The organism is Myroides odoratus, assembly GCF_965118575.1.
In the GTDB taxonomy this organism is placed as follows: Bacteria; Bacteroidota; Bacteroidia; order Flavobacteriales; family Flavobacteriaceae; genus Flavobacterium; species Flavobacterium odoratum_B.
The window spans coordinates 15,578-36,499 of record NZ_CBCPHW010000029.1; the positions used below are offsets into that span (position 1 = coordinate 15,578).

A 20,922-nucleotide genomic window follows, 5' to 3' on the forward strand; every position below is an offset into this window, starting at 1 on the left:
ATATCTCACTATCAACTAGCGTTTATTGAATATAAATTCTTGCTTTTATATCCAATAAAATTAGTTTACTTTAGCGCTAATATTAAAATTGATATACAACACGATGAAACAAGTAACTTTAAATCACATTCACGAAGGTTTAGGAGCTAAAATGGTTCCATTTGCAGGATTTTCAATGCCTGTTCAATATGAGGGTGTAAATGCAGAACACGAAACAGTTAGAAGCAGTGTGGGCGTATTTGATGTATCGCATATGGGAATTTTCAAACTATCTGGACCAAATGCATTGCCTTTAATTCAAAAAGTTACTTCAAATGATGCGTCTACCCTAGTAGATGGAAAAGCACAATATTGTTATTTTCCAAATGCAACAGGTGGTGTTATCGATGATATCATTACATATAGAGTTAATGAAAATGAATATTTAATGGTGGTAAACGCTTCTAATATTGAAAAAGATTGGACGTGGATTACACAGCATAATGAGGTAAATGCAACCCTTGAAAACTTATCAGATAGCTACTCTATTTTAGCCATTCAAGGACCAAAAGCGGTGGAAGCGATGCAAAGCTTAACATCGGTTGACTTAGCAGAGCTTAAATTCTACAACTTTACAATTGATACTTTTGCAGGTGCTGCTGATGTAGTTATTTCTGCAACGGGTTATACTGGTTCTGGTGGTTTTGAAATCTACGCTAAAAACGAAGATATCGAAATGATTTGGAATAAAATTTTTGAAGCAGGTGCTGCTTGGGGAATCAAACCAATCGGATTAGCTGCTCGTGATACTTTGCGTTTAGAAATGGGATATTGCTTATACGGACATGAATTGACAGACGAAACGTCTCCCTTGGAAGCAGGATTGGGTTGGGTTACAAAATTCACCAAAGACTTCATCAGTTCGGATCTATTAAAAGCACAAAAAGAAGCCGGCTTACAAAACAAATTAGTAGGTTTTGAATTGGTTGAAAAAGGAATTCCAAGACACGATTACGAAATTGTTGATGCTGCGGGTACAGTGATTGGAAAAGTAACTTCTGGAACGATGTCTCCATCTTTAGGAAAGGGAATTGGAATGGGATATGTTACCCTAGCACATGCGGCAGAAGGTAGCGCAATCTACATCCGCATTAGAAAAAATGATGTTGAAGCAAAAGTGGTAAAAACACCTTTTTATAAAAAATAATTCAATCAGAAATAAGGGGCTTAAAATAAGCCCCTCTTTTTTATGATATATTTTTTTTATCTTTTATTTTTGCACTATTAAATCAAGTTAAAATTTATTATGGGAAGAGCGTTTGAATTTAGAAAAGGACGTAAACTAAAACGTTGGTCTGCTATGGCTAAAACGTTTACGAGAATTGGCAAGGACATTGTAATGGCTATTAAAGAAGGCGGACCAAACCCAGAAACGAATTCTCGATTACGCGCCGTTATGCAAAACGCTAAGGCAGCCAATATGCCGAAGGACAACGTTGAGCGTGCGATTAAACGCGCTACTGATAAAGACACTGAAAACTATAAAGAAGTTGTTTTTGAAGGCTATGGCCCACACGGAATTGCTTTCTTAATTGAATGTGCTACGGATAACAACAACCGCACAGTTGCCAATATTAGAAGTTACTTCAACAAATGCAACGGTACACTAGGTACCTCAGGTTCTGTAGAGTTTATGTTTGATCATACTTGTAACTTCAGAATACCAACAGACCCCAACCGTGATTTAGAGGAGTTTGAACTAGAATTAATCGATTATGGGATTGATGAAATTTTTGAGGATGAAGATGGTGTGATGATTTATGCTCCTTTTGAAAGCTTTGGTGCCATTCAAAAAGAGCTAGAAAGCAGAAACATCGAAATCTTATCTTCTGGATTTGACCGTATTCCGCAAGTGACAAAAGAACTTTCTGAGGCCGAACAAGCCGATGTTGAAAAATTATTAGAAAAAATTGAAGAGGATGATGATGTGCAAAACGTTTTTACAACGATGGCCTAAGCAACTTCTTATTTAGATATCAAAAAAGCTTCCTTTCGGAAGCTTTTTTTGTTTTACTGTAATTTTACACAAGGAAGTGAACTGGTTTTGTTTCTTCCTTAAATTGGGCCAAACTATAAGTCAAATAATTTAATTGTTTATAGGAACGAACATATAATGTCCCTCTTGTTAAATCGGATAAACTGGTCCAAACTGTGAATTCAGAAACTAAACCGGCCCCATTAACTTCACCGCCTTCCCCTTGTTGAGTCAACGTCATGTTTTTAGGACGGTCAAACTTATTCATAATATGAGACAGTTCAAGGATGGCATCCTCAGCTTCTTCTACTTGGTTGGCAAATGTTGTATAGAATACAGCGCGTATAAAGCGATCAACAGACGTATCGGAAGCAGGTAATGAAACCGTTGCAATACCGCAATCTGGTTGTCTGAGATTCATATTCCCCAATGTATTTACACTCACGTCTTGATTGGTTAAATGCGTATAATTGTGAAGATTGGTCAAATGCCAACTAAACTCAGGGCCATTGGTCATCACTTTCGTTGGGTTATCATAGATATGCAAGTTTTTTGCAGAAACTTCAATTACAATACTTCCGCCTTGTTTATCATAAAAAGCAAAGTGAAAGGGAGATACAATACCTCCTATTTGTGCTATGGCTCTAGACCAAAGCGCAAGATGCTGTATTTTTTCCTTAACTTCTTCAACGGTTGCACATATGGCTAATGCCCAATGCCCTAAGGTGTCAAAGGGAATTGAGTTCGGATAAGCGGAAGGTTGAATTTCGGGTAATTCTGAGTTGGGCATCATATTCAAACTAAAGGATAACCCCGCACTGTTAAAGCCTTCGCACAGCTCATACGCTAATCCCTCTCCATTTTCTGCCATGGGAATACCAATACCTAGAATTGCATACGCAGCTGTATAAGCATGCGCCTTACTTCCATCAGGGCTAATTGCTTGAAAAAAAGTTCCTTTCGGATAATAACTAATAGAGGACGGAATTTGATCGGTTGAAAATTCCATCGTACGTCCATGATAGGGTTTCCCTTTTTTATCGGTAATAACCAAAGACGTACAGTAAAATAAATTTTTAGAAAAATTGTTTTCCATACGTACTCAATTAAGGGGTTAGATTCATTTAGGTCTTACTTTAGCTATAGATTTATCCCTATACCTTCTTATCAAATTTACTATTTTAATTTGAACTTCTTCTTTTTTTGCGTTTATCTAAAACAATTTATGTCAATAACCTAAAGGAAGCTATCTTTATTTTTTTCATACATTTACGAAAAAATAAGCAACGTGTATGAAATGGGAAAATCATAGAGAAAGCAAAAACGTACAAGATAACAGAGGGAAATCCATGGCGGGAAAAACGGCTATTGGTGGAGGTCTATTGGGTATTATAGCCATGTTATTTGTTATTTTTGGCGGTGAAACAGGACAGCAAATTGCGCCTATTTTAGAGCAATTAAATCAAGGAACTACGACCGAGCAAACCGAAACGCGCCCGCTCTCTTCCGAAGAAGAGAAGATGGGGAAGATGGTAGCTGCTATGTTTGCATATACAGAAGATGTTTGGCATTCCATCTTCGATCAAATGGGACAAATTTACCAAGAACCACAACTGAATCTTTTTTACGATCAAGTACAAACGCAATGTGGAAGTGCTCAAGCCAATGTAGGGCCTTTCTATTGCCCGGCTGATCAAACGGTATATATAGATTTGCGCTTCTTCGAAGAATTACACCAGCGATTTGGCGCAGAGCGTGGAAATTTTGCGATTGCCTATGTTCTTGCTCATGAAGTGGGGCATCACATTCAAAACCTTTTAGGTACAAATGCCAAAGTTTGGGAGCAACAGCAAAAACTATCCAAAAAAGAAGCGAATAAATTATCCGTTGCTCAAGAGTTACAAGCCGATTTCTATGCCGGTGTTTGGGCCAAACACATTCAAAAATACTTAGAGCCCAAGGATATTGATATTGCCCTAAGCGCAGCGCAAGCGGTTGGAGATGATGCGATTCAAAAAAGAGTATCTGGACAAGTAAACCCCGATTCTTTTACCCATGGTACCTCCCAACAACGCAAAGAATGGTTTATGAAAGGATACCAAACCGGTGACCTCAAACAAGGAAATACATTCGATTTCATTAAATAATCACACTTTAAACAAACTAATGACTAATTTAAAACAAACCATTCAAAAAATTAAAGACGAAGGATATAATATTCAACCTTTTCTTGTGATGAGAGAAGCTGCGGTATACTACAAAAAAACAATTTTATTGGTTGTCGTGAGTCTTCTTCTGGCTTTCTTTTTTCTGTCTTTTCTTGGTTCTTTTGCTTTAAGCCAATTAACGGATATGAATGAGGCTACCACGCCAGTAGAAATTCAAGAAAAACTACTTGAACTCACTCAACAACTCACGGAACCCCCTCTTTTATATACGTATTTGCTATTCGCTGTCCTTTTTTCAGCTTTATCAAGTGTATTAATTGCGGGATTCTACAAGATAAATGCGGAAGCAGCACTAGGTCAAACACCGCGTTTTATTAGCGTTTTTAAATACTTTTTCAGTGTAAGAGGGGTATATATTTTTATTGCCCAAGGACTTATTACGCTATTCTTTACTGCTTTTTCTGTATTGCTGAAAGAATATCAATTAGAAATGGTATCTATTATCATCAATTGGTTAATTAATATCCTGACCTTATTTGTAACGCCTTTAATTCTATTTGGTCGAATGAATCCTTTTACAGCCATTAAAACAAGTATTCAAGTGGTCAATAAACAACCGATTCCCATTATACTAACGGTAATATTGAATTACTTTTTAGTATTTTCTGGTTTGTTTTTCTTCTTGATAGGTATCTTGATTACTTTGCCTTACTTGTTCTCTATTTATTTTACGTTATACAAGCAAATTATTGGGTATAATATAGAAGAAGCGAAAGTTTAATTCAATTTTTAGTATTAACTCAAACAAAAGATAAAAAAAGAAGTTCAGTATAGCAGCTATACTGAACTTCTTTTTTTGGTATAAACAACTTCATTTGCTCCTTTACTACCCGAAACGAAACACTTACTTTAGCCATCCTTCCCGATCTAAACTTCTATACTGTATCGCTTCTGCAATATGCTGCGGAAGTATAGGGTCTTGTTTATCCAAATCGGCAATGGTTCTTGCCACTTTCAGAATTCGATCGTAAGCCCGTGCAGATAAATTCAATCGATCCATGGCCTTTTTTAGCAATGCTAAGGACTCTTCGCCTAGGTAACAATATTCGCGCAATAGGGGCGTCGTTATTTGTGCATTATAGTGAATGCCTGGATGATTGCGAAAGCGCTCTATTTGTCTTTTTCGAGCTTCTATTACGCGTTGTCGGATTGCTATACTAGGTTCTGCTAACTGCTTATCTGCTAATTTTTCAAAAGGAACTGGATTTACTTCAATATGCAGGTCTATGCGATCCAATAAAGGGCCTGAAATTTTATTCATGTATCGCTGCATTTCGGCTTGGGAGGATTGAACAAGAGAACCAGGTTCGTGAAAATAGCCACTCGGACTGGGGTTCATACTAGCAACAAGCATAAAAGACGAAGGATACGTAAGGGTGAATCTAGCCCGAGAGATAGTCACCTCTCGATCTTCTAAAGGTTGGCGCAATACTTCTAAAACTTCACGCTTAAATTCAGGTAATTCATCTAAAAACAAAACTCCATTGTGTGCCAAAGAAATTTCACCCGGCTGGGGGTAACTCCCTCCTCCTACTAAAGCCGCAGAAGAAGCCGTATGATGGGGGTTGCGAAAAGGGCGTACGCGAATCAGCCCTTTGTCTTTGGCTTTGCCTACTACACTGTGAATTTTTGTTGTTTCTAGCGCTTCTTCTAAAGTCATGGGAGGTAAAATACTAGCTAACCGTTTTGCTAACATGGTTTTTCCCGATCCTGGTGGTCCTATTAAAATAATATTATGCCCCCCCGATGCTGCAATTTCCATTGCACGCTTAATACTCTCTTGGCCTTTGACATCTTTAAAATCGCGATCGAGCATTTCTTCTTGATCCGCAATATCCTTTTCAAAGTCTAACCGATAGGGTTCTAACGTATTTTTTCCTTCAAAAAAGTCAATGACTTCTTTTATATTTTCCAATCCATAAACATCAATTCCATCAACGACAGCCGCTTCTTTTTGATTTTCTTTGGGCAAAATAATTCCCTTATACCCTTCTTCTTTTGCTTTAATTGCAATAGGCAATGCCCCATTGATACACTGTAATGTTCCATCTAAAGACAATTCTCCCATCATAATATAATGGGCTTCATTCAAACTTATTTTCACTTGTTCGGATGCAATCAAAATACCCATGGCAATCGGCAAATCATAAGCCGAACCTTCCTTTCGCATATTAGCAGGTGCTAGATTAATCGTAATTCGCTTGCCCGGTAACCAGTATCCCGTATTCGCTAACGCCGCCGCAATTCGATAAGAACTTTCTTTAATGGCATGATCTGCCAATCCTACTAAGTAATACCCTACCCCGTGATCTACATTTACTTCTATGGTTATGGTTGTTGCATCAATACCAAAAACAGCACTGCCAAATATTTTTGTTAACATATCTCTTTTTTAATGTTAATATTATCCTTCTTATTTTATACTCAATCAAATTTTATTCCTAAGTTGAAGTATCCTAAAATGTAGAGTTGTAGAACTCATCCCCAATTGGCAACAATTATTTTGTGACTTCTACTTTTATATCTTTTTATTCCATTTTTTTAAAAACACAACTAATTAACTTAAAACCAACAACATAAGCTTAAATAATTGTTTTATTTTGATGCAAAATATCATTTTGGCACTTTAGTTGAATTACTAATAGAAAAGGAAGAAAAAGAATTCATCACCTACAACAATTAATTTAACAGTATGAAAATGATAACAAATCGAAAAATGTTTTTTATTGGCTTTGCTGCACTGCTAATGATTGGAACGCTAGTAGCGATCAATAGTTGCAACATTGGCAATTCTAAAACATTAGATCCGAGAGAAAATGCACTTGCCTTGCCTATCATTCAAATTGATACAACAACTGCTATAACAATTAAAGATTATATTGGAAATATAGAAGGTAAAATCAATGTTGAAATTCGCCCTCAAGTAGAAGGAACCTTAGATAAAATTTTTGTGGATGAAGGGGCTTATGTAAATGAAGGACAGTCCTTATTTCAGATTAATCCACAACCGTATCAAGAGGTTTTAAACAATATGATTGCTACTGAAAATGTAGAAAAAGCGAAATTAAAAAATGCACAACTAGAAATAGATCGCCTCAAACCGCTAATTGACAATGAAGTAATTGCCGAAGTGCAGTTAGAAACTGCAAAATCTAACTATGAAATAGCAAGAGCTTCCTTAGCAAAAGCAACGGCGGCAGTAGCTAGTGCACAGATTAATTTAGACTATACAACAATCAAAGCTTCTGTGAGCGGCTATATTGGTCGTATGCCTAAACGCATTGGAAACTTAGTGAGTCGAGGTGATAAAGAACCGCTTACAGTTTTAACGGATGTTAGTGAGGTATATGTCTACTTTGGTATGAGTGAGTCTGATTTTCTATATTTTACGAAAGACACTAAAAAATCAGAAAATACTCGTATTACCTCATCGGGACAAATTCTACCCGAAGTAACCTTAGTTTTAGCCGATGGACATGAATATGCGGAAAAAGGGAAAGTCGATATGGTGAATGGTCAGGTAAACCGAAATACGGGTTCTATTTCTCTACGTGCGTCATTCCCAAATTCTCAAGATGTTATGCGTTCAGGAAATACAGGAACCATAAAATTGCAAGAAACAAAAGCGCATGTTATTTTAATTCCGCAAGAGATCACAACCTCTATACAAGATAAAACCTTTGTTTATCTACTAGACCAAGACGATAAAGTAAAACTACAATCTGTTCAATTGGATGGCGTTTCCGGTACAAACTATATTATATCGGGAGGTCTTCAAATCGGCGATCGCGTCATTAAAACGGGATTTGACAAATTAACGGAAGGCATGTATGTAAAAGCGATGAACTAATCCTTTTATTGACGCAGCTTTTTCACCTCTACTAAAAATAAAAAATATGCTAAAGACTATTATAAATCGTCCGATACTAGCTACAGTTATTTCGATTATGTTCGTTTTACTTGGGCTAGTAGGACTTACGTTATTACCCATTACTCGATTTCCTGAAATTGCGCCTCCTAGTGTAAGTATATCTACTTCCTATCCAGGAGCCAATGCAGAAACAGTAGCCCAAAGTGTATTGCTTCCGATTGAAGAGGCAATTAACGGGGTAGACAATATGACTTACATCAGCTCTAAAGCGAGTAATAGTGGTTCAGGAACCATCAGTGTTTTTTTCAAAGCAGGTACTGATCCAGATCAGGCAGCTGTAAACGTTCAAAACCGCGTGAGTAAAGCCTCTAGTGACTTACCTTCTGAAGTAAATGAAAACGGGATTTCTGTTACGCCTCGTCAGAGTGGTAATATTATGACGATTAATTTTTACAGCAATCATCCTGAAGGTATTTACGATGAAACCTTTTTACAGGCGTATACCCAGATCAACATCAATAGAGAATTATTGCGTGTACCTGGGGTAGCGGCAGTAGGAAGAGTTGGAGCGCGTGATTATTCGATGCGTACGTGGTTAAATCCGGAAAAACTAGCCTTATATGGTTTAGTTCCTCAAGATGTAATTGCCGCCATAAAAGATCAAAACTTTGAAATTGCCCCAGGTAATTTTGGAGAAACATCGGAAGAAGCTTTTGAAACTGCTTTAAAACACAAAGGAAGATTTAGCCAACCTGAAGAATACGAAAATATCGTTATAAAAACCAATGTTGACGGCTCGGTTTTACTATTAAAAGACGTAGCCCGAGTGGAATTTGGCGCTTCTAATGTTGGGAGTGACAACAGCGTAAATGGCTTTCCGGGTTTGACCATGAACATTACGCAAACGGCGGGATCTAATGCAAGAGACATTGATATTGCCGTGCGCAAGGTATTGGAGAGCGTTGCAAAAACCTTTCCTAAAGGGATTAACTATGAAATTAGCTATTCGGTAAAGGATCAAATTGACGAATCCATTAATCAGGTAAAAAGTACGCTTTTTGAGGCTTTCTTTCTTGTATTTATCATTGTTTATCTATTCTTACAAGATTTCAGATCAACCCTTATTCCAGCCCTTGCAATTCCAATTTCATTAATTGGTACGTTGTTCTTTATCTATTTAATGGGATTCTCAATCAATGTACTAACCATGTTTGCCTTGGTACTCGCCATTGGTATTGTAGTGGATGATGCCATTGTAGTGGTAGAAGCCATTCACGAAAAAATGCACCAAACGGGGCTAAAAGCCAAAGAAGCAACGATAGAAACGATGAGTGAGATTACCAGAGCTATTATTTCGATTACTCTGGTAATGTCTGCGGTATTTTTACCTGTTGGTTTTATGCAAGGTCCTGCGGGGATATTCTATAAGCAATTTGCCTATACCCTCGCCTTTGCTATTTTAATCTCAGCTGTAAATGCGCTGACCTTGAGTCCTGCTTTATGTGCTTTATTATTAAAACAGCCCAAAGCAGAAGAATTAGCCAAACAAAAAGAAAACAACCCGATTAAAAGAGTAGCTGGACGTTTTTTCTTTGCTTTTAATACTGCTTTTGATTCATTTACTCATAAATATGTAGCAACCATCGGCAAGTTGATTCGCAATAAAAAAGTGGCTATTTCTGGACTTGTACTAATCATCGGATTGGGTATTTTCTTTTTGTATAAAACTCCTTCTTCTTTTATCCCAAGGGAAGATGATAGTTTTATTACCTATTCTTTAGCGATGCCTTCGGGTGCTTCGCTAGCAAGAACAAAAATAGTATTGGCCAAAGCGGATAGTATTTTAAAACAGCGAACCGATATTGAAGGAATGACTGCCATTTCGGGTTATAATACCATTGATGGAAATGCGAGTCCTTCATTCGCTGTGGGTTATATCAATTTAAAGCCTTATAAAAAGAGAGGGAAGGTTAAAAATATCGATCAAATTATAGCGGAAGTTCAAAAGGATTTATCGGTAATTAATGAAGCCACGTTCAATGTATTCCCTAGACCTACAATTCAAGGATTTGGAGATTTTGGTGGAATAGAATTTGTATTACAAGATCGATTAGGGGGTGATTTTACCTCTTTTAGCCAAGCCGCTGATGGAGTAATCAAAGAATTGAATGAACGTCCTGAAATTAGTTCTGCATTTACCTCATTTAAAGCGAACTTCCCACAGTATCTATTGGAAATTGACTACATCAAAGCCAAAGCCATGGGGGTAAGTGTCAAAGAACTAATGAATACAATTAAACACTATTATGGAAGGGTAAAAGCAGGGGATTTCAACCGATTTGGACGTACGTATCGCGTGTATATGCAAGCAGATATTGCCTATAGAGAAAATCCTCAATCGTTCAATTCTATTTATGTCAAAAACAAAGACGGCGAAATGTTACCAGTTAATACTTTAGTCAAATTGAAAAAAGTATTAGGCCCACAAACCGTAAGCAGATACAATCTTTACAATGCAATTGCGGTAAAAGTAAATCCAACGCAAGGGTATAGTACAGGGGATGCAATGAAAGCAATCGAAGAAGTAACGGGCAAAATGCCTGGTAATTATTCGTATGAATTTACAGGCATGTCTTTGGAAGAAAAAGACTCTGGAAATCAGGCTATATTTATTTTTTCCTTAAGTATTATTTTTGTTTATTTCCTTCTTTCGGCACAATACGAAAGTTATTTGTTGCCTATTGCCATCTTATTGACTGTTCCTACTGGTTTATTGGGCGTTGCCGTATTTGTCAATTTAGCAGGACTGCAAAACAATATCTATGTACAGGTAGGATTGGTTATGCTTATTGGACTGTTAGCTAAAAATGCTATTTTAATTATAGAGTTTGCACTTCAACAGCGCAAAAAGGGATTGTCTATTATCGAAGCCGCAATTGAAGGAGCCAAAATGAGACTGCGTCCTATTTTAATGACCTCTTTTGCTTTTGTAGCTGGTTTAGTTCCTTTAATGTTTACAGTAGGACCGTCAGCACAAGGAAATCATTCGATCAGTTTTAGTGCTGCTGGAGGTATGCTATTTGGAGTAGCCGCAGGTATATTTATCATTCCTGTGCTATTTGTTATCTTCCAAACCATCGATGAACGATTAAAAGCCAAATTTACTAACGATTAAAAACAACCGTATGATTAAAAAAAGTAAAACCTCATATTTAGGGACAGTTCTTTTGTTGGGAGCCGGTTTGACTTTATTTCAAGCTTGTGCACCTCAATCTAACTATAAAACCCCAACCCTTGATTTACCTGAAACATACAGAAGTCAATCCGATAGCATTGACCTTACATCTAGGCAAGATTCGCTGAATATATCGTCAATCAAATGGCGTGATTTTTTTCAAGATGAACAGCTAACCAACTTAATAGATAAAGGATTATCCTTTAATTTTGAGATGCAAAATGCACTCAAAAACCTGGAAATTGCAGGACAAAAAACGAAACAAGCTAAATTAGAATGGCTGCCCTCTTTAGGGTTGAATGCAGGAAGTGTGGCTTATCAATATCGTTCAGAAAACTATTATGGGACGCCGTCTTCCAACTATTACACAAATAAAGGAGAAGAAGCGCCTACCAATATGTATGTGAATTCCGCTCAATATACCTCGGGATTAGCGCTGAGTTGGGAAATTGATATTTGGGGAAAAATAAAGAGTCAAACGGCGGAGCAATTGGCGCGTTTTTTACAAACCGCAGAAGCAAAAAAAGCCATTCAAACTGAATTAATCGCACAAATTGCACAAGGCTATTACAATTTGCTTTTATTGGATGCCCAAATGGAAGTTGCTCAAACGAATTATGAATTGACAAAGAATACCTTAAAAATAGTTGAATTACAGAGAGATGCGGGTCAAATCACCTCTTTGGCAATTTCACAGACCCGCAACCAGATGTTAGTGGCAAAAGCTTTACTCCCCTCTTTGAAACAACAAATTGCAATTCAAGAAAATGCCTTATCCCTTTTAACTGGGCAATTACCGAGTAGTATTGCAAGAGAAATAAAATTAACGGAAGTAAAACAAGAAGAATTAGGAAGCACAGGAGTTCCCTTAGCCTTATTACAATATCGTCCAGATATCCAAGTAGCTGAATTAGAATTAAAAGCTAGAAATGCAGCGGTAGGCGTTGCACAAACAGCAAGATATCCCTCGTTGACCATTAACCTTGAAGGAGGTTTAAATAGTATGCTAGGTGAAAATTGGTTTAATATTCCGGGATCGTTATTTGGTAGTTTAATCGGAAATATAAGCAATCCTCTTTTCAACAAACGCAAGTTAAAAACGGATTTTGAAGTAGCTAAAATAGAACGAACAAAGAGCGAAATAGCCTTTCAGAAAACGGTTTATACCGCCATTACAGAAGTAACCGATGCTTTAATCAATTTGCAAACAACAACGGAACAAATTGAAATTGCAGACGAGCAAGTAACGACTTCTCGACTCGGTGTTAAACAATCTAATTTATTATTTAACAGTGGATATGCAACGTATATTGAAGTAATTAATGCACAAAAAAATAGGTTAGATAATGAATTAAACTTAAATAAATTAAAGTTAAATAAACTGCAATACGGTGTTCAATTATACAAAGCACTTGGTGGCGGTTGGCAATAACCAATAAACATGCTTAAAAGCGAGTAAATTACTCGCTTTTTTTGCTATTACTTCCCTATAGCAAAGCGTCCTTTCTAGTGTATTAAGCACTTTTGCAACTACCATTAATTTAAGTTACTTCACAACAATTGTAATTGATCTTTGAATAATTAATTTAATACCTCCTATCTTTGTAGCTAAATGGAGTAATTTATCCATTTCCCTAATTAAAACTAGATACGCAAGCATGAAAGAACAATACGAGCAAATCACAATCAACTATCACAGTGAAGTATTAGAAAAAGAAACGGAAGAAATTTTATGGGGAATTGCAATAGACCAAGACAAAAATCTCTTTCAAATTGACAATATTCCTTTTTATGGACCTGAATTGTCTTGTGAAGATATTGTCTACGCTACATTCAATGAAACAGAAAAGCGCTATAATTTAGTGCACATTGAAAAACCTTCGGGTAATAGTACCATCCAAGTGATGGTTTTAAAAGAAAAATACAATCGTGAAGACTTGTATAATGAAATTTTATATGCACAAACGGAAATTGAATTAGTAGATGATTACTACTTTGTGATTAATGTACCGGTCAAAACAGATTACAAAAATGTATATGCTATTTTATCAGCCTTAGAAGATGAACAAGCTATTTCTTTTGCAGAACCTAATTTATCTCCAAAGCACAGTGCAGATATCAGAAAATAAAAAAAGCCTCACAAAATTGTGAGGCTTTTTTTTTATATCAAATGGTGTTATTTTAAAACTGAAAGTAAATAAAAGGTTGAGGTCCGGCTGCCGCTGTTGCATAAACCACCCAGAACACAAATCCTAAGACCACTGATTTCACAAATATAGGAGCAACATTAAACCATTGATTTGGGATATTCATCCAACGTTTAGGGACAAAATGCCAAATAAATCCAATCGCAATCAAGAGGAATACATTTTTATATCCCATACTAATCGTTTGCCAAGCTTCCCAATCATATTCTAAATCCGCAATATTATAAATAATATTTAACGCTGTTTCAAATGAATTAGCGCGAAAGAAAATCCAACAAAAGGTTACAAAGTGAAACGTTAGTATGATAGAGGTTACGCGCCATACTAAAGACACGGGTTTATCTTTCTTATGCGGGAATAGCTCGATTATAATTTTGTGTACCGCTAAAGCAATACCGTGCAAGGCTCCCCATATAATAAAGCGCAAACTCGCTCCATGCCACAACCCTCCTAACAACATCGTTGTTAATAAGTTAAAATTGGTAAATAAACTTTTTTGTTTTGTTTTTGAAAAAGCAATCGTCAACATAAAAACAACAAAAGCCAAAATTCCAATAATTAAAGGATAGATACTTGTGGAATAACTATAAATTCCCCATCCTATTATACCTATAAAAAATAAACTAGGAAATAAATATCCACCAAAAGTTCCCTTTCGATTCCCTCCTACTGAGATATAAAGGAAATCCTTTAACCAGGTGGATAAAGAAATATGCCATCTTCTCCAAAATTCAGTAATGGAAGTCGATTGATATGGCACATTAAAGTTCATTGGCAAACGATAGCCTAGCAATAAAGCGATACCAATAGCCATATCAGAATATCCAGAGAAATCACAGTAAATTTGAATGGAATAGCCATAAGAGGCCATTAAGTTTTCAAAGGCGGAATAACTATTCGGCGCATCAAAAACGCGATCAACAAAGTTAATGGAGATATAATCTGAAATAACTGCTTTTTTCAAAACTCCTCCTATAATCAAAAGCATCCCTTCATTGACTTGACTTCTTGTCACCGTCAGATTGGAATAAATTTGCGGAATAAAATCTTTGGCCCGTACAATAGGTCCTGCTACTAATTGCGGAAAAAAGGAGATAAAGAACAAATAATCCAAAAAGTTTCGGGTCGGCTCAATTTCTTTGCGGTAAATTTCAATAATATAACTTATCGATTGGAAGGTATAAAATGAAATTCCCACAGGTAAGATTAAATCATCTAAGTGAAATTTGGTATCACTAAAGAAATTAAATCCATCTAAGAAGAAGTTGGTGTATTTGAAATACCCTAATAAACCAAGGTTTAAAATAACACTTGTGGTTAATAGTAGCCGTTTCTTTGTTTCATTTGTACTGTTATTAATCGTGTTTGCAAAAGTATAATCCATTAAGGACGAACCTATTAATATAAAAAGGTAAAGACCACTTGATTTATAGTAAAAAAATAACGAAAACACCACCACGTAAAACAAACGGGCATGAAAAGTCTTTCTTAAACAAATATAGATAAAGTAAAAAACAATAAACATCCCCAAAAACAATCCCGAGTTAAACAACAAAGGTTCTTTAGGGTTAAAGGTAAACCAATGGATTACGTCATCCATTGTTACAGAAGGCATTTCTATATTAAATAGACTCATTTGTCTGCTCAGTTTCAGTTGTAAAATAATTTTGATATACTTTCATCAGACCTTCAAAAAACAAAGTTCCAGTATATTCATATCCTTTAATTGTATAATGTACTAAGTCTTTAGCTAAGAATTGTTCATCTATTAAATAGGGTAACCCCAAGGTTCCGCCTAAATTATAATACATATCCCAGATTGCATACTTTTGATCAATGCCATTAATGATAATTTCATTAGCTAAAGTACTAGCAACTGTATTTGGATTTCCCTTTGAAAAATAACTTGGCGGAGGTGAAGTAACTAAAATTGATACCTCTGGATTTCGTTTTTTAACTTCTTTTAAAAAGCGATTAATTTCAGTTTTAAAACTCGCTCCATCGATTTTATCAAAAGCTTCATTTGTTCCTAAAGAGATAATAACTAAATCGGCTTCTAACCCTTCTAATTGTTCAAAAAATAAAGGATATTTATTAAAATCTGAATAACGAGCCCCGTTTACTCCAATGGTATGATATAGAATCCCAGCTTGGTCATTCTCTAACACCATACCGTTCAAATCATATTGACTGTTTTGTGTAGCTGCATACAAATAAAACTGCTCTGTGGCTTTTTTAAAATCAAAGGCAACGAAATTCTTTTGCAGGCTATAGTTAGCAGCCTGAAAAATAGAGGTTTCTATTTGTGGACGTTCTATTTCTTTGGTTGGCACAAGCAATATTTTTCCCGCCTGAATCTGGGTAGACTTTAGTTTATTCAATTTCTTTAAATCCGCAAGGGTAGTATTGTACTTTTTAGCAATAACAGACAAGGACTCCCCGGATTTAATCTTATGCGAACTATTTTTTACAACGGCATGAGTTGTAAAATTGACTTCTCTATCTGTTGTACCCACGCGATAAACCAAGTCATTATTAGGTGTAAAAAGTTTAACCCTCGTAAAAGCAAACTTACTATCTCTCAAATCGACTTTTATTATAGCATCTTTGGTACTAGAAGATAATGCAATACCACTCAAACCCACTTTAGCACCATTAATTGGGTAAATATTTCTTCTATTCTCCCAGTCAGAATTACTAGAATAACGAACAAAATTATTGCTATTTGTTCGCGCCAATTGATATGGAAAAGTAAAACCTAAACCACCATTGCCAAATTTCTCTTGAATTAAACTACGTACTCTTCCACTAAAAAAATCAGCTTGAATATGAGAATCTCCAATGTGAACAATATTTACTTTTTTTCTTTTTCCTTCACTTAATTCTTTTAAGCTAGTAAAAAAGTGTTTGAGTTGTTCGGGATAATAAATCATATTCTTATAGATGGCATTTAGGGTATCATTTACACTAGGTGCTACTTCTATAATTTCCTGATCTTGTCGTATTTCTTGAGCAAAAACTCCCATATTACTTATCAGTAATAGAGGAATTACAACTCTATTCCATTTCATCATTGGATACCGTATCTATTTCTTTTTGAACTTTCTTTTTCTGCAAGGAATCTTGTTTGTGCTTTACTCCTTGTTGCGCTGCGCCGCCCTTTTCTTTTTTATAGGCCGTATACCCTTCTTCTAATTGTTTAAAAACTAAATTTGATACGGCTTGCGCTCCTCTAAAATTAAAATGCGTATAATCTTTATTCGCTTTTATAGGAGACTCTTCCGCCCATTTTACCATCGATCCTTTTCCGCCCATTGCCTCATACAAATTAAAGAATCCTGTTTTAGATTCCATTGCATACTTGCGTTGTGCACGCATTAATGGGGTTACTGCTGAATCAGTTTCCATTGTTAGATTGTATTTGGTTGATTTATCTGCCGTTGAAATAACCAAAATAGAAGCTTTAGGGAAACACTGTCTTAAATGACTAACTACTTTAGTCATCTGTTTCGTATACCAACTATAATTATAAGACCCATAATTCAATACATTGGTTCCATAGTGAAGAATAATCAAACTATAATCTAATTCTTTTTGGAACTTTTGCATCACAGATACATTAAATAAAGATAAAGGTAGTCCTGAGTTTCCACGACTAGAAAAATTATCTACCTGTACACCTGTAGCACTACTCACATCGATTCCATACAATGGAATAGAGTCTGCATGTAAAAACTGTAGTTTTAGTTGCTTAGCGGCTCCATTAGCCAATTTTAGTTTATTTAATGCTTCTGAAGCATGTAAGGTTTTTCTCAGCGTATCTTTTTGCGTAATAATCTCAACCGTTCCACTTGTATTGGTAGATCTTCCAAAATACAAGGTTGGATTATTTAGGGTAGTCATGTTGCGGACAGTCCCAGCTTGATAGCTCACCCAAGTTGGTTTTATTGTGTCTTTAACAAAATAAACCTGACCGCCAATTCCGAAAGGTCTCAGTGGTTTTTTTACATTTAAATACGATTGTACTTTCCAATTCGACGAATATTTATGTACGACAGATCCGCGTGATTGAGCAGATTCAGAAGTGATTTGAATAAATCCAACCCCTGACCCTCCGTATTTATCTTGGTAATTTTTTCGCAAATCTTGAACAATCATATCTCCATCTGTCATGGAATCACCATAATAGGCAATACGGACACGTCCTTGACTTTGATTTTCCAATTGGTACAATCTTCCAAAGAAATAGTCTAAGAATACCATTCCTTTGAAACTCAATTCACTTTCATCTGAAAACAAATCTTCTTCTTGAATCACGATAACCCTTCCGTCTTCTTCCGCGGTGGGGATTTCTGTTTTTTCTTCTTTTGAGGCTATTTTTTCTTCCTCAATAGCTTCTAATAACAAACTGTCAATGACAACGTGATTTGTTTTCGTTTTTTCTTCAGAAAAAATCTTTTTCGGCAAATTTGCTTTAAAAAATAAAAAAAAGCCACTAGCCATAATTACAATGGCTAATGACTGTATCATGTATGATTTTACTACTTTCACAAAGAACTAAATTACATACGATTTGGTACCGCAATACCCAATAATGAGAATGCGTCTTGGATTACCAAACCAACTTTTTGAGATATTTGTACTCTAAACGCTTTCAGCGTTGCATCTTCTTCTCCAAGAATAGAAACCGATTGATAAAAGGAGTTATACTCTTTTACGAGGTCATACACATAGTTTGCTATCAAAGCAGGACTATGTGATTTTGCTGCATTTTGGATAACTTCTGGAAAATCTTCCAATACTTTAATTATTTCTTTTTCTTTTGGATCTAATGCAATACCTGTTATTGTATCTGTTATAGTAAAATCTGCTCTGCGCAAAATAGATTGAATACGCGCATACGTATATTGAATAAACGGTCCTGTATTTCCTGCAAAATCTACGGATTCCTCTGGATTGAAAAGAATGCGTTTTTTAGGGTCTACTTTTAAAATATAGTATTTCAATGCACCTAAACCAATCGTTGTATACAATGTTGTTTTTTCTTCTTCCGAATAGCCTTCTAATTTACCTAGATCTTCAGAAATAGTACGTGCAGTGCTAGTCATTTCTTCAATTAATTCATCTGCATCCACAACAGTCCCTTCTCTGCTCTTCATTTTTCCTGAAGGTAGATCAACCATACCGTACGATAAGTGATACAAACTATCTGCCCAGTCAAAACCTAAACGTTTTAGGATTAAGAATAACACCTTGAAATGATAATCTTGCTCATTTCCAACGGTATAAACCATTCCTCCAATATCTGGAAAATCTTTGACACGCTGAATTGCTGTACCGATATCTTGGGTCATATAAACCGAGGTGCCATCACCACGAAGTACAAGTTTTTCATCTAATCCCTCATCTGTCAAATCAATCCAAACCGAGTTATCTTCTTTTTTGTAGAATATACCTCGGGTTAAGCCTTCCTCAACTACATCTTTTCCAAGTAAATACGTATTACTTTCGTAATAGTTTTTATCGAAATCAATGCCTAAATTAGCATAGGATATAGCAAAACCATCATAAACCCATTGATTCATCATTTTCCACAATTCAATCACTTCGGGTTTACCTGCTTCCCACTCCAACAGCATTTGCTTGGCTTCTTTTATGATAGGAGCTTCTGCTTTGGCTTGATCTTCCGTCATCCCATTAGCCATCAAATCCTTAATTTGACTCTTGTATTCAATGTCAAATTTCACATAGTAATTACCTACCAATTTATCTCCTTTCAATCCTGTTGACTCTGGTGTTTCTCCGTTGCCAAATTTTTGCCAAGCCAACATAGACTTACAAATATGGATTCCTCTATCGTTGATAATTTGGGTTTTATATACTTTTTTCCCAGCGGCTTTTAAAATCTCTGCTACTGAAAAACCAAGTAAATTATTTCGAACATGACCTAAGTGTAAAGGCTTATTTGTATTGGGAGAAGAATATTCTACCAATACGGCTTTATCATCTGCGTTGGGTGTTTGATAGCCAAAATGCTCCACACCCTGCATTGTATTAAACGACGATAGGTAGTAAACATCTGAAACAACTAAATTCAAAAACCCTTTCACAACATTAAACCGTTCTATTTCAGTTGTATTTTCAACTAAATATTCACCAATTTTAGTACCTATTTCAATAGGATTACCTTTAATTTGTTTTAAAAATGGAAAAATAACAACTGTAACATCCCCCTCAAATTCTTTTCTAGTAACTTGATATTCAACTTTATCAATTACTACATCATACAGCTCTTTGGCTGCTTGGATAATCTGAGGAGTTAAAATCTGATTCAACATCATTAACAAAATTTAATAGGCAAAGATAATTCTTATTTTATCATCTATAAAATAGATAAAAGGAAATTTTGTATTCTTATGAACCGCTTTTCGTATTTTATTTGTAATTATTAAATAATCCCTTCTTTTTCAGCTAAAAAAGGTACCTTTGAGTAACCACTTAGCTCATTTATTATATGAAAAAATTCAAGGCAAAGAAAAAGGGCTTTTTTATTTTCATCTTAGTAACAGGATGCATTCCTTTCTATTTTTTGTTCCTCAATCGAGGGAATCTAGAAAAAAATTGGTTTGATTTCACTTTAAGTGCGCTTCCCTTTTTATTGTTACTTTGGATTTATTACACTACTAGTTATTGGATTGAGCAGCAGCAACTCCATTATCGTTCTGCATTTATTAAAGGTAAAATAGACATAGCCACGATTACTAGCATTCAAGTAGGCAAAACTTTATGGGTCGGTTTAAAACCCGCACTAGCTAAAAAAGGAATTATTATTGCATATAATAGCTATGATGAGATTTATCTTGCTCCTCTAGATAATGAAGAATTAGTAAACGAATTGGTAAAAATGAATCCCAATATTGTACGCTCGAATCCTACCAATACCAAAGATTGATTGAATCAAATTAGATTTGTCCTTCGTTTATTTCTCTCTTAGGCATTGTAGATGATTTATTTCCCGTTTGGTCAAATAGTCCGTTAATGGAATAACTGTTTTAGTATAATCTGTAATTTGGTAAAACACCATCCCTCAATTATCTACTTGAACGGTTCGTGTAAACAGTAAATTTTATTTTAAATCCTTTACCACTTTCGAAAGCACTCTAGCCGAAATCCCTCATTTCTCTTTTCATATTTTAAAGTGGATTTCTTCATCGGCTCTATTAATCAGAGAACTCATAATAATCAACTTCCACTTTCCTCCTAGCAGTCCTTCTTTCTGTTTAGGTTAACTAAACTTTTTACTCAGTAGTAGTAGTAGTAGTAGTAGTAGTAGTAGTAGTAGTAGTAGTAGTAGTAGTAGTAGTAGT

Annotated in this window: 15 protein-coding genes; 9 read left to right on the plus strand and 6 right to left on the minus strand. The window is 35.6% G+C overall.

Annotated elements, in window-relative coordinates; all coding sequences use genetic code 11:
• Positions 1 to 103 precede the first annotated feature (103 nt).
• Together gcvT and ACMHJ2_RS17050 are read left to right on the plus strand one after the other, a co-directional pair.
• Positions 104 to 1,186, plus strand: a complete 1,083-nt coding sequence (gene gcvT, locus ACMHJ2_RS17045; protein WP_413514061.1) for a glycine cleavage system aminomethyltransferase GcvT — start codon at positions 104 to 106, stop codon at positions 1,184 to 1,186.
• A 99-nt stretch (positions 1,187 to 1,285) separates the two neighbouring features.
• The gene (locus ACMHJ2_RS17050) at positions 1,286 to 1,996 is read left to right on the plus strand and encodes a YebC/PmpR family DNA-binding transcriptional regulator (RefSeq protein ID WP_413514062.1); all 711 of its coding nucleotides are present in this window, start codon (positions 1,286 to 1,288) and stop codon (positions 1,994 to 1,996) included.
• A gap of 64 nt (positions 1,997 to 2,060) precedes the next feature.
• Here ACMHJ2_RS17050 and ACMHJ2_RS17055 read toward each other — a convergent pair whose 3' ends face one another.
• The gene (locus ACMHJ2_RS17055; RefSeq protein WP_413514063.1) at positions 2,061 to 3,110 is read right to left on the minus strand and encodes a linear amide C-N hydrolase; all 1,050 of its coding nucleotides are present in this window, start codon (positions 3,108 to 3,110) and stop codon (positions 2,061 to 2,063) included.
• A 196-nt stretch (positions 3,111 to 3,306) separates the two neighbouring features.
• Between ACMHJ2_RS17055 and ACMHJ2_RS17060 the strand changes: the two genes are divergently transcribed.
• Positions 3,307 to 4,161, plus strand: coding sequence for a neutral zinc metallopeptidase (locus ACMHJ2_RS17060; RefSeq protein WP_413514064.1), 855 nt, complete (start codon positions 3,307 to 3,309; stop codon positions 4,159 to 4,161).
• A gap of 19 nt (positions 4,162 to 4,180) precedes the next feature.
• A complete protein-coding gene (locus ACMHJ2_RS17065) occupies positions 4,181 to 4,963 on the plus strand; it encodes a hypothetical protein (RefSeq protein ID WP_413514065.1) in 783 nt (260 codons plus the stop codon).
• Between the two features lie 123 nt (positions 4,964 to 5,086).
• On the opposite strand, the gene ACMHJ2_RS17070 is transcribed toward ACMHJ2_RS17065, so the two are convergent.
• The gene (locus tag ACMHJ2_RS17070) at positions 5,087 to 6,625 is read right to left on the minus strand and encodes a YifB family Mg chelatase-like AAA ATPase (protein WP_413514066.1); all 1,539 of its coding nucleotides are present in this window, start codon (positions 6,623 to 6,625) and stop codon (positions 5,087 to 5,089) included.
• A gap of 315 nt (positions 6,626 to 6,940) precedes the next feature.
• On the opposite strand from ACMHJ2_RS17070, the gene ACMHJ2_RS17075 reads away from it, so the two are divergent.
• The 4 genes from ACMHJ2_RS17075 to ACMHJ2_RS17090 all read left to right on the plus strand — a co-directional run bounded on the left by ACMHJ2_RS17075 (position 6,941) and on the right by ACMHJ2_RS17090 (position 13,477).
• Positions 6,941 to 8,092 (plus strand): efflux RND transporter periplasmic adaptor subunit, encoded by a 1,152-nt coding sequence (locus tag ACMHJ2_RS17075; protein ID WP_413514067.1) that lies wholly within the window; start codon positions 6,941 to 6,943, stop codon positions 8,090 to 8,092.
• 46 nt (positions 8,093 to 8,138) lie between these two features.
• Complete coding sequence (locus tag ACMHJ2_RS17080; protein ID WP_413514068.1) at positions 8,139 to 11,288, plus strand: efflux RND transporter permease subunit; 3,150 nt, start codon at positions 8,139 to 8,141, stop codon at positions 11,286 to 11,288.
• A gap of 10 nt (positions 11,289 to 11,298) precedes the next feature.
• On the plus strand, positions 11,299 to 12,780 hold the full coding sequence (locus ACMHJ2_RS17085) for an efflux transporter outer membrane subunit (protein ID WP_413514069.1): 1,482 nt from the start codon (positions 11,299 to 11,301) through the stop codon (positions 12,778 to 12,780).
• 226 nt (positions 12,781 to 13,006) lie between these two features.
• On the plus strand, positions 13,007 to 13,477 hold the full coding sequence (locus ACMHJ2_RS17090) for a DUF4265 domain-containing protein (protein ID WP_413514070.1): 471 nt from the start codon (positions 13,007 to 13,009) through the stop codon (positions 13,475 to 13,477).
• 52 nt (positions 13,478 to 13,529) lie between these two features.
• On the opposite strand, the gene ACMHJ2_RS17095 is transcribed toward ACMHJ2_RS17090, so the two are convergent.
• The 4 genes from ACMHJ2_RS17095 to argS are packed head-to-tail and all read right to left on the minus strand — an operon-like array spanning position 13,530 to position 19,896.
• Positions 13,530 to 15,191 carry an MBOAT family O-acyltransferase gene (locus ACMHJ2_RS17095; protein ID WP_413514071.1) on the minus strand — a complete coding sequence of 554 codons (1,662 nt, stop codon included), beginning with the start codon at positions 15,189 to 15,191 and terminating at the stop codon, positions 13,530 to 13,532.
• A complete protein-coding gene (locus ACMHJ2_RS17100; protein ID WP_413514072.1) occupies positions 15,178 to 16,629 on the minus strand; it encodes a LysM peptidoglycan-binding domain-containing protein in 1,452 nt (483 codons plus the stop codon). Before ACMHJ2_RS17100 ends, ACMHJ2_RS17095 begins: the two co-directional genes overlap by 14 nt.
• Complete coding sequence (locus ACMHJ2_RS17105; RefSeq protein WP_413514073.1) at positions 16,613 to 18,085, minus strand: hypothetical protein; 1,473 nt, start codon at positions 18,083 to 18,085, stop codon at positions 16,613 to 16,615. The genes ACMHJ2_RS17100 and ACMHJ2_RS17105 overlap by 17 nt, the downstream gene beginning before the upstream one ends.
• Positions 18,086 to 18,117: 32 nt before the next feature.
• Positions 18,118 to 19,896, minus strand: coding sequence for an arginine--tRNA ligase (argS, locus tag ACMHJ2_RS17110; protein WP_413514074.1), 1,779 nt, complete (start codon positions 19,894 to 19,896; stop codon positions 18,118 to 18,120).
• A 173-nt stretch (positions 19,897 to 20,069) separates the two neighbouring features.
• Between argS and ACMHJ2_RS17115 the strand changes: the two genes are divergently transcribed.
• A complete protein-coding gene (locus tag ACMHJ2_RS17115) occupies positions 20,070 to 20,507 on the plus strand; it encodes a PH domain-containing protein (protein WP_413514075.1) in 438 nt (145 codons plus the stop codon).
• The last annotated feature ends 415 nt before the right edge of the window (positions 20,508 to 20,922 follow it).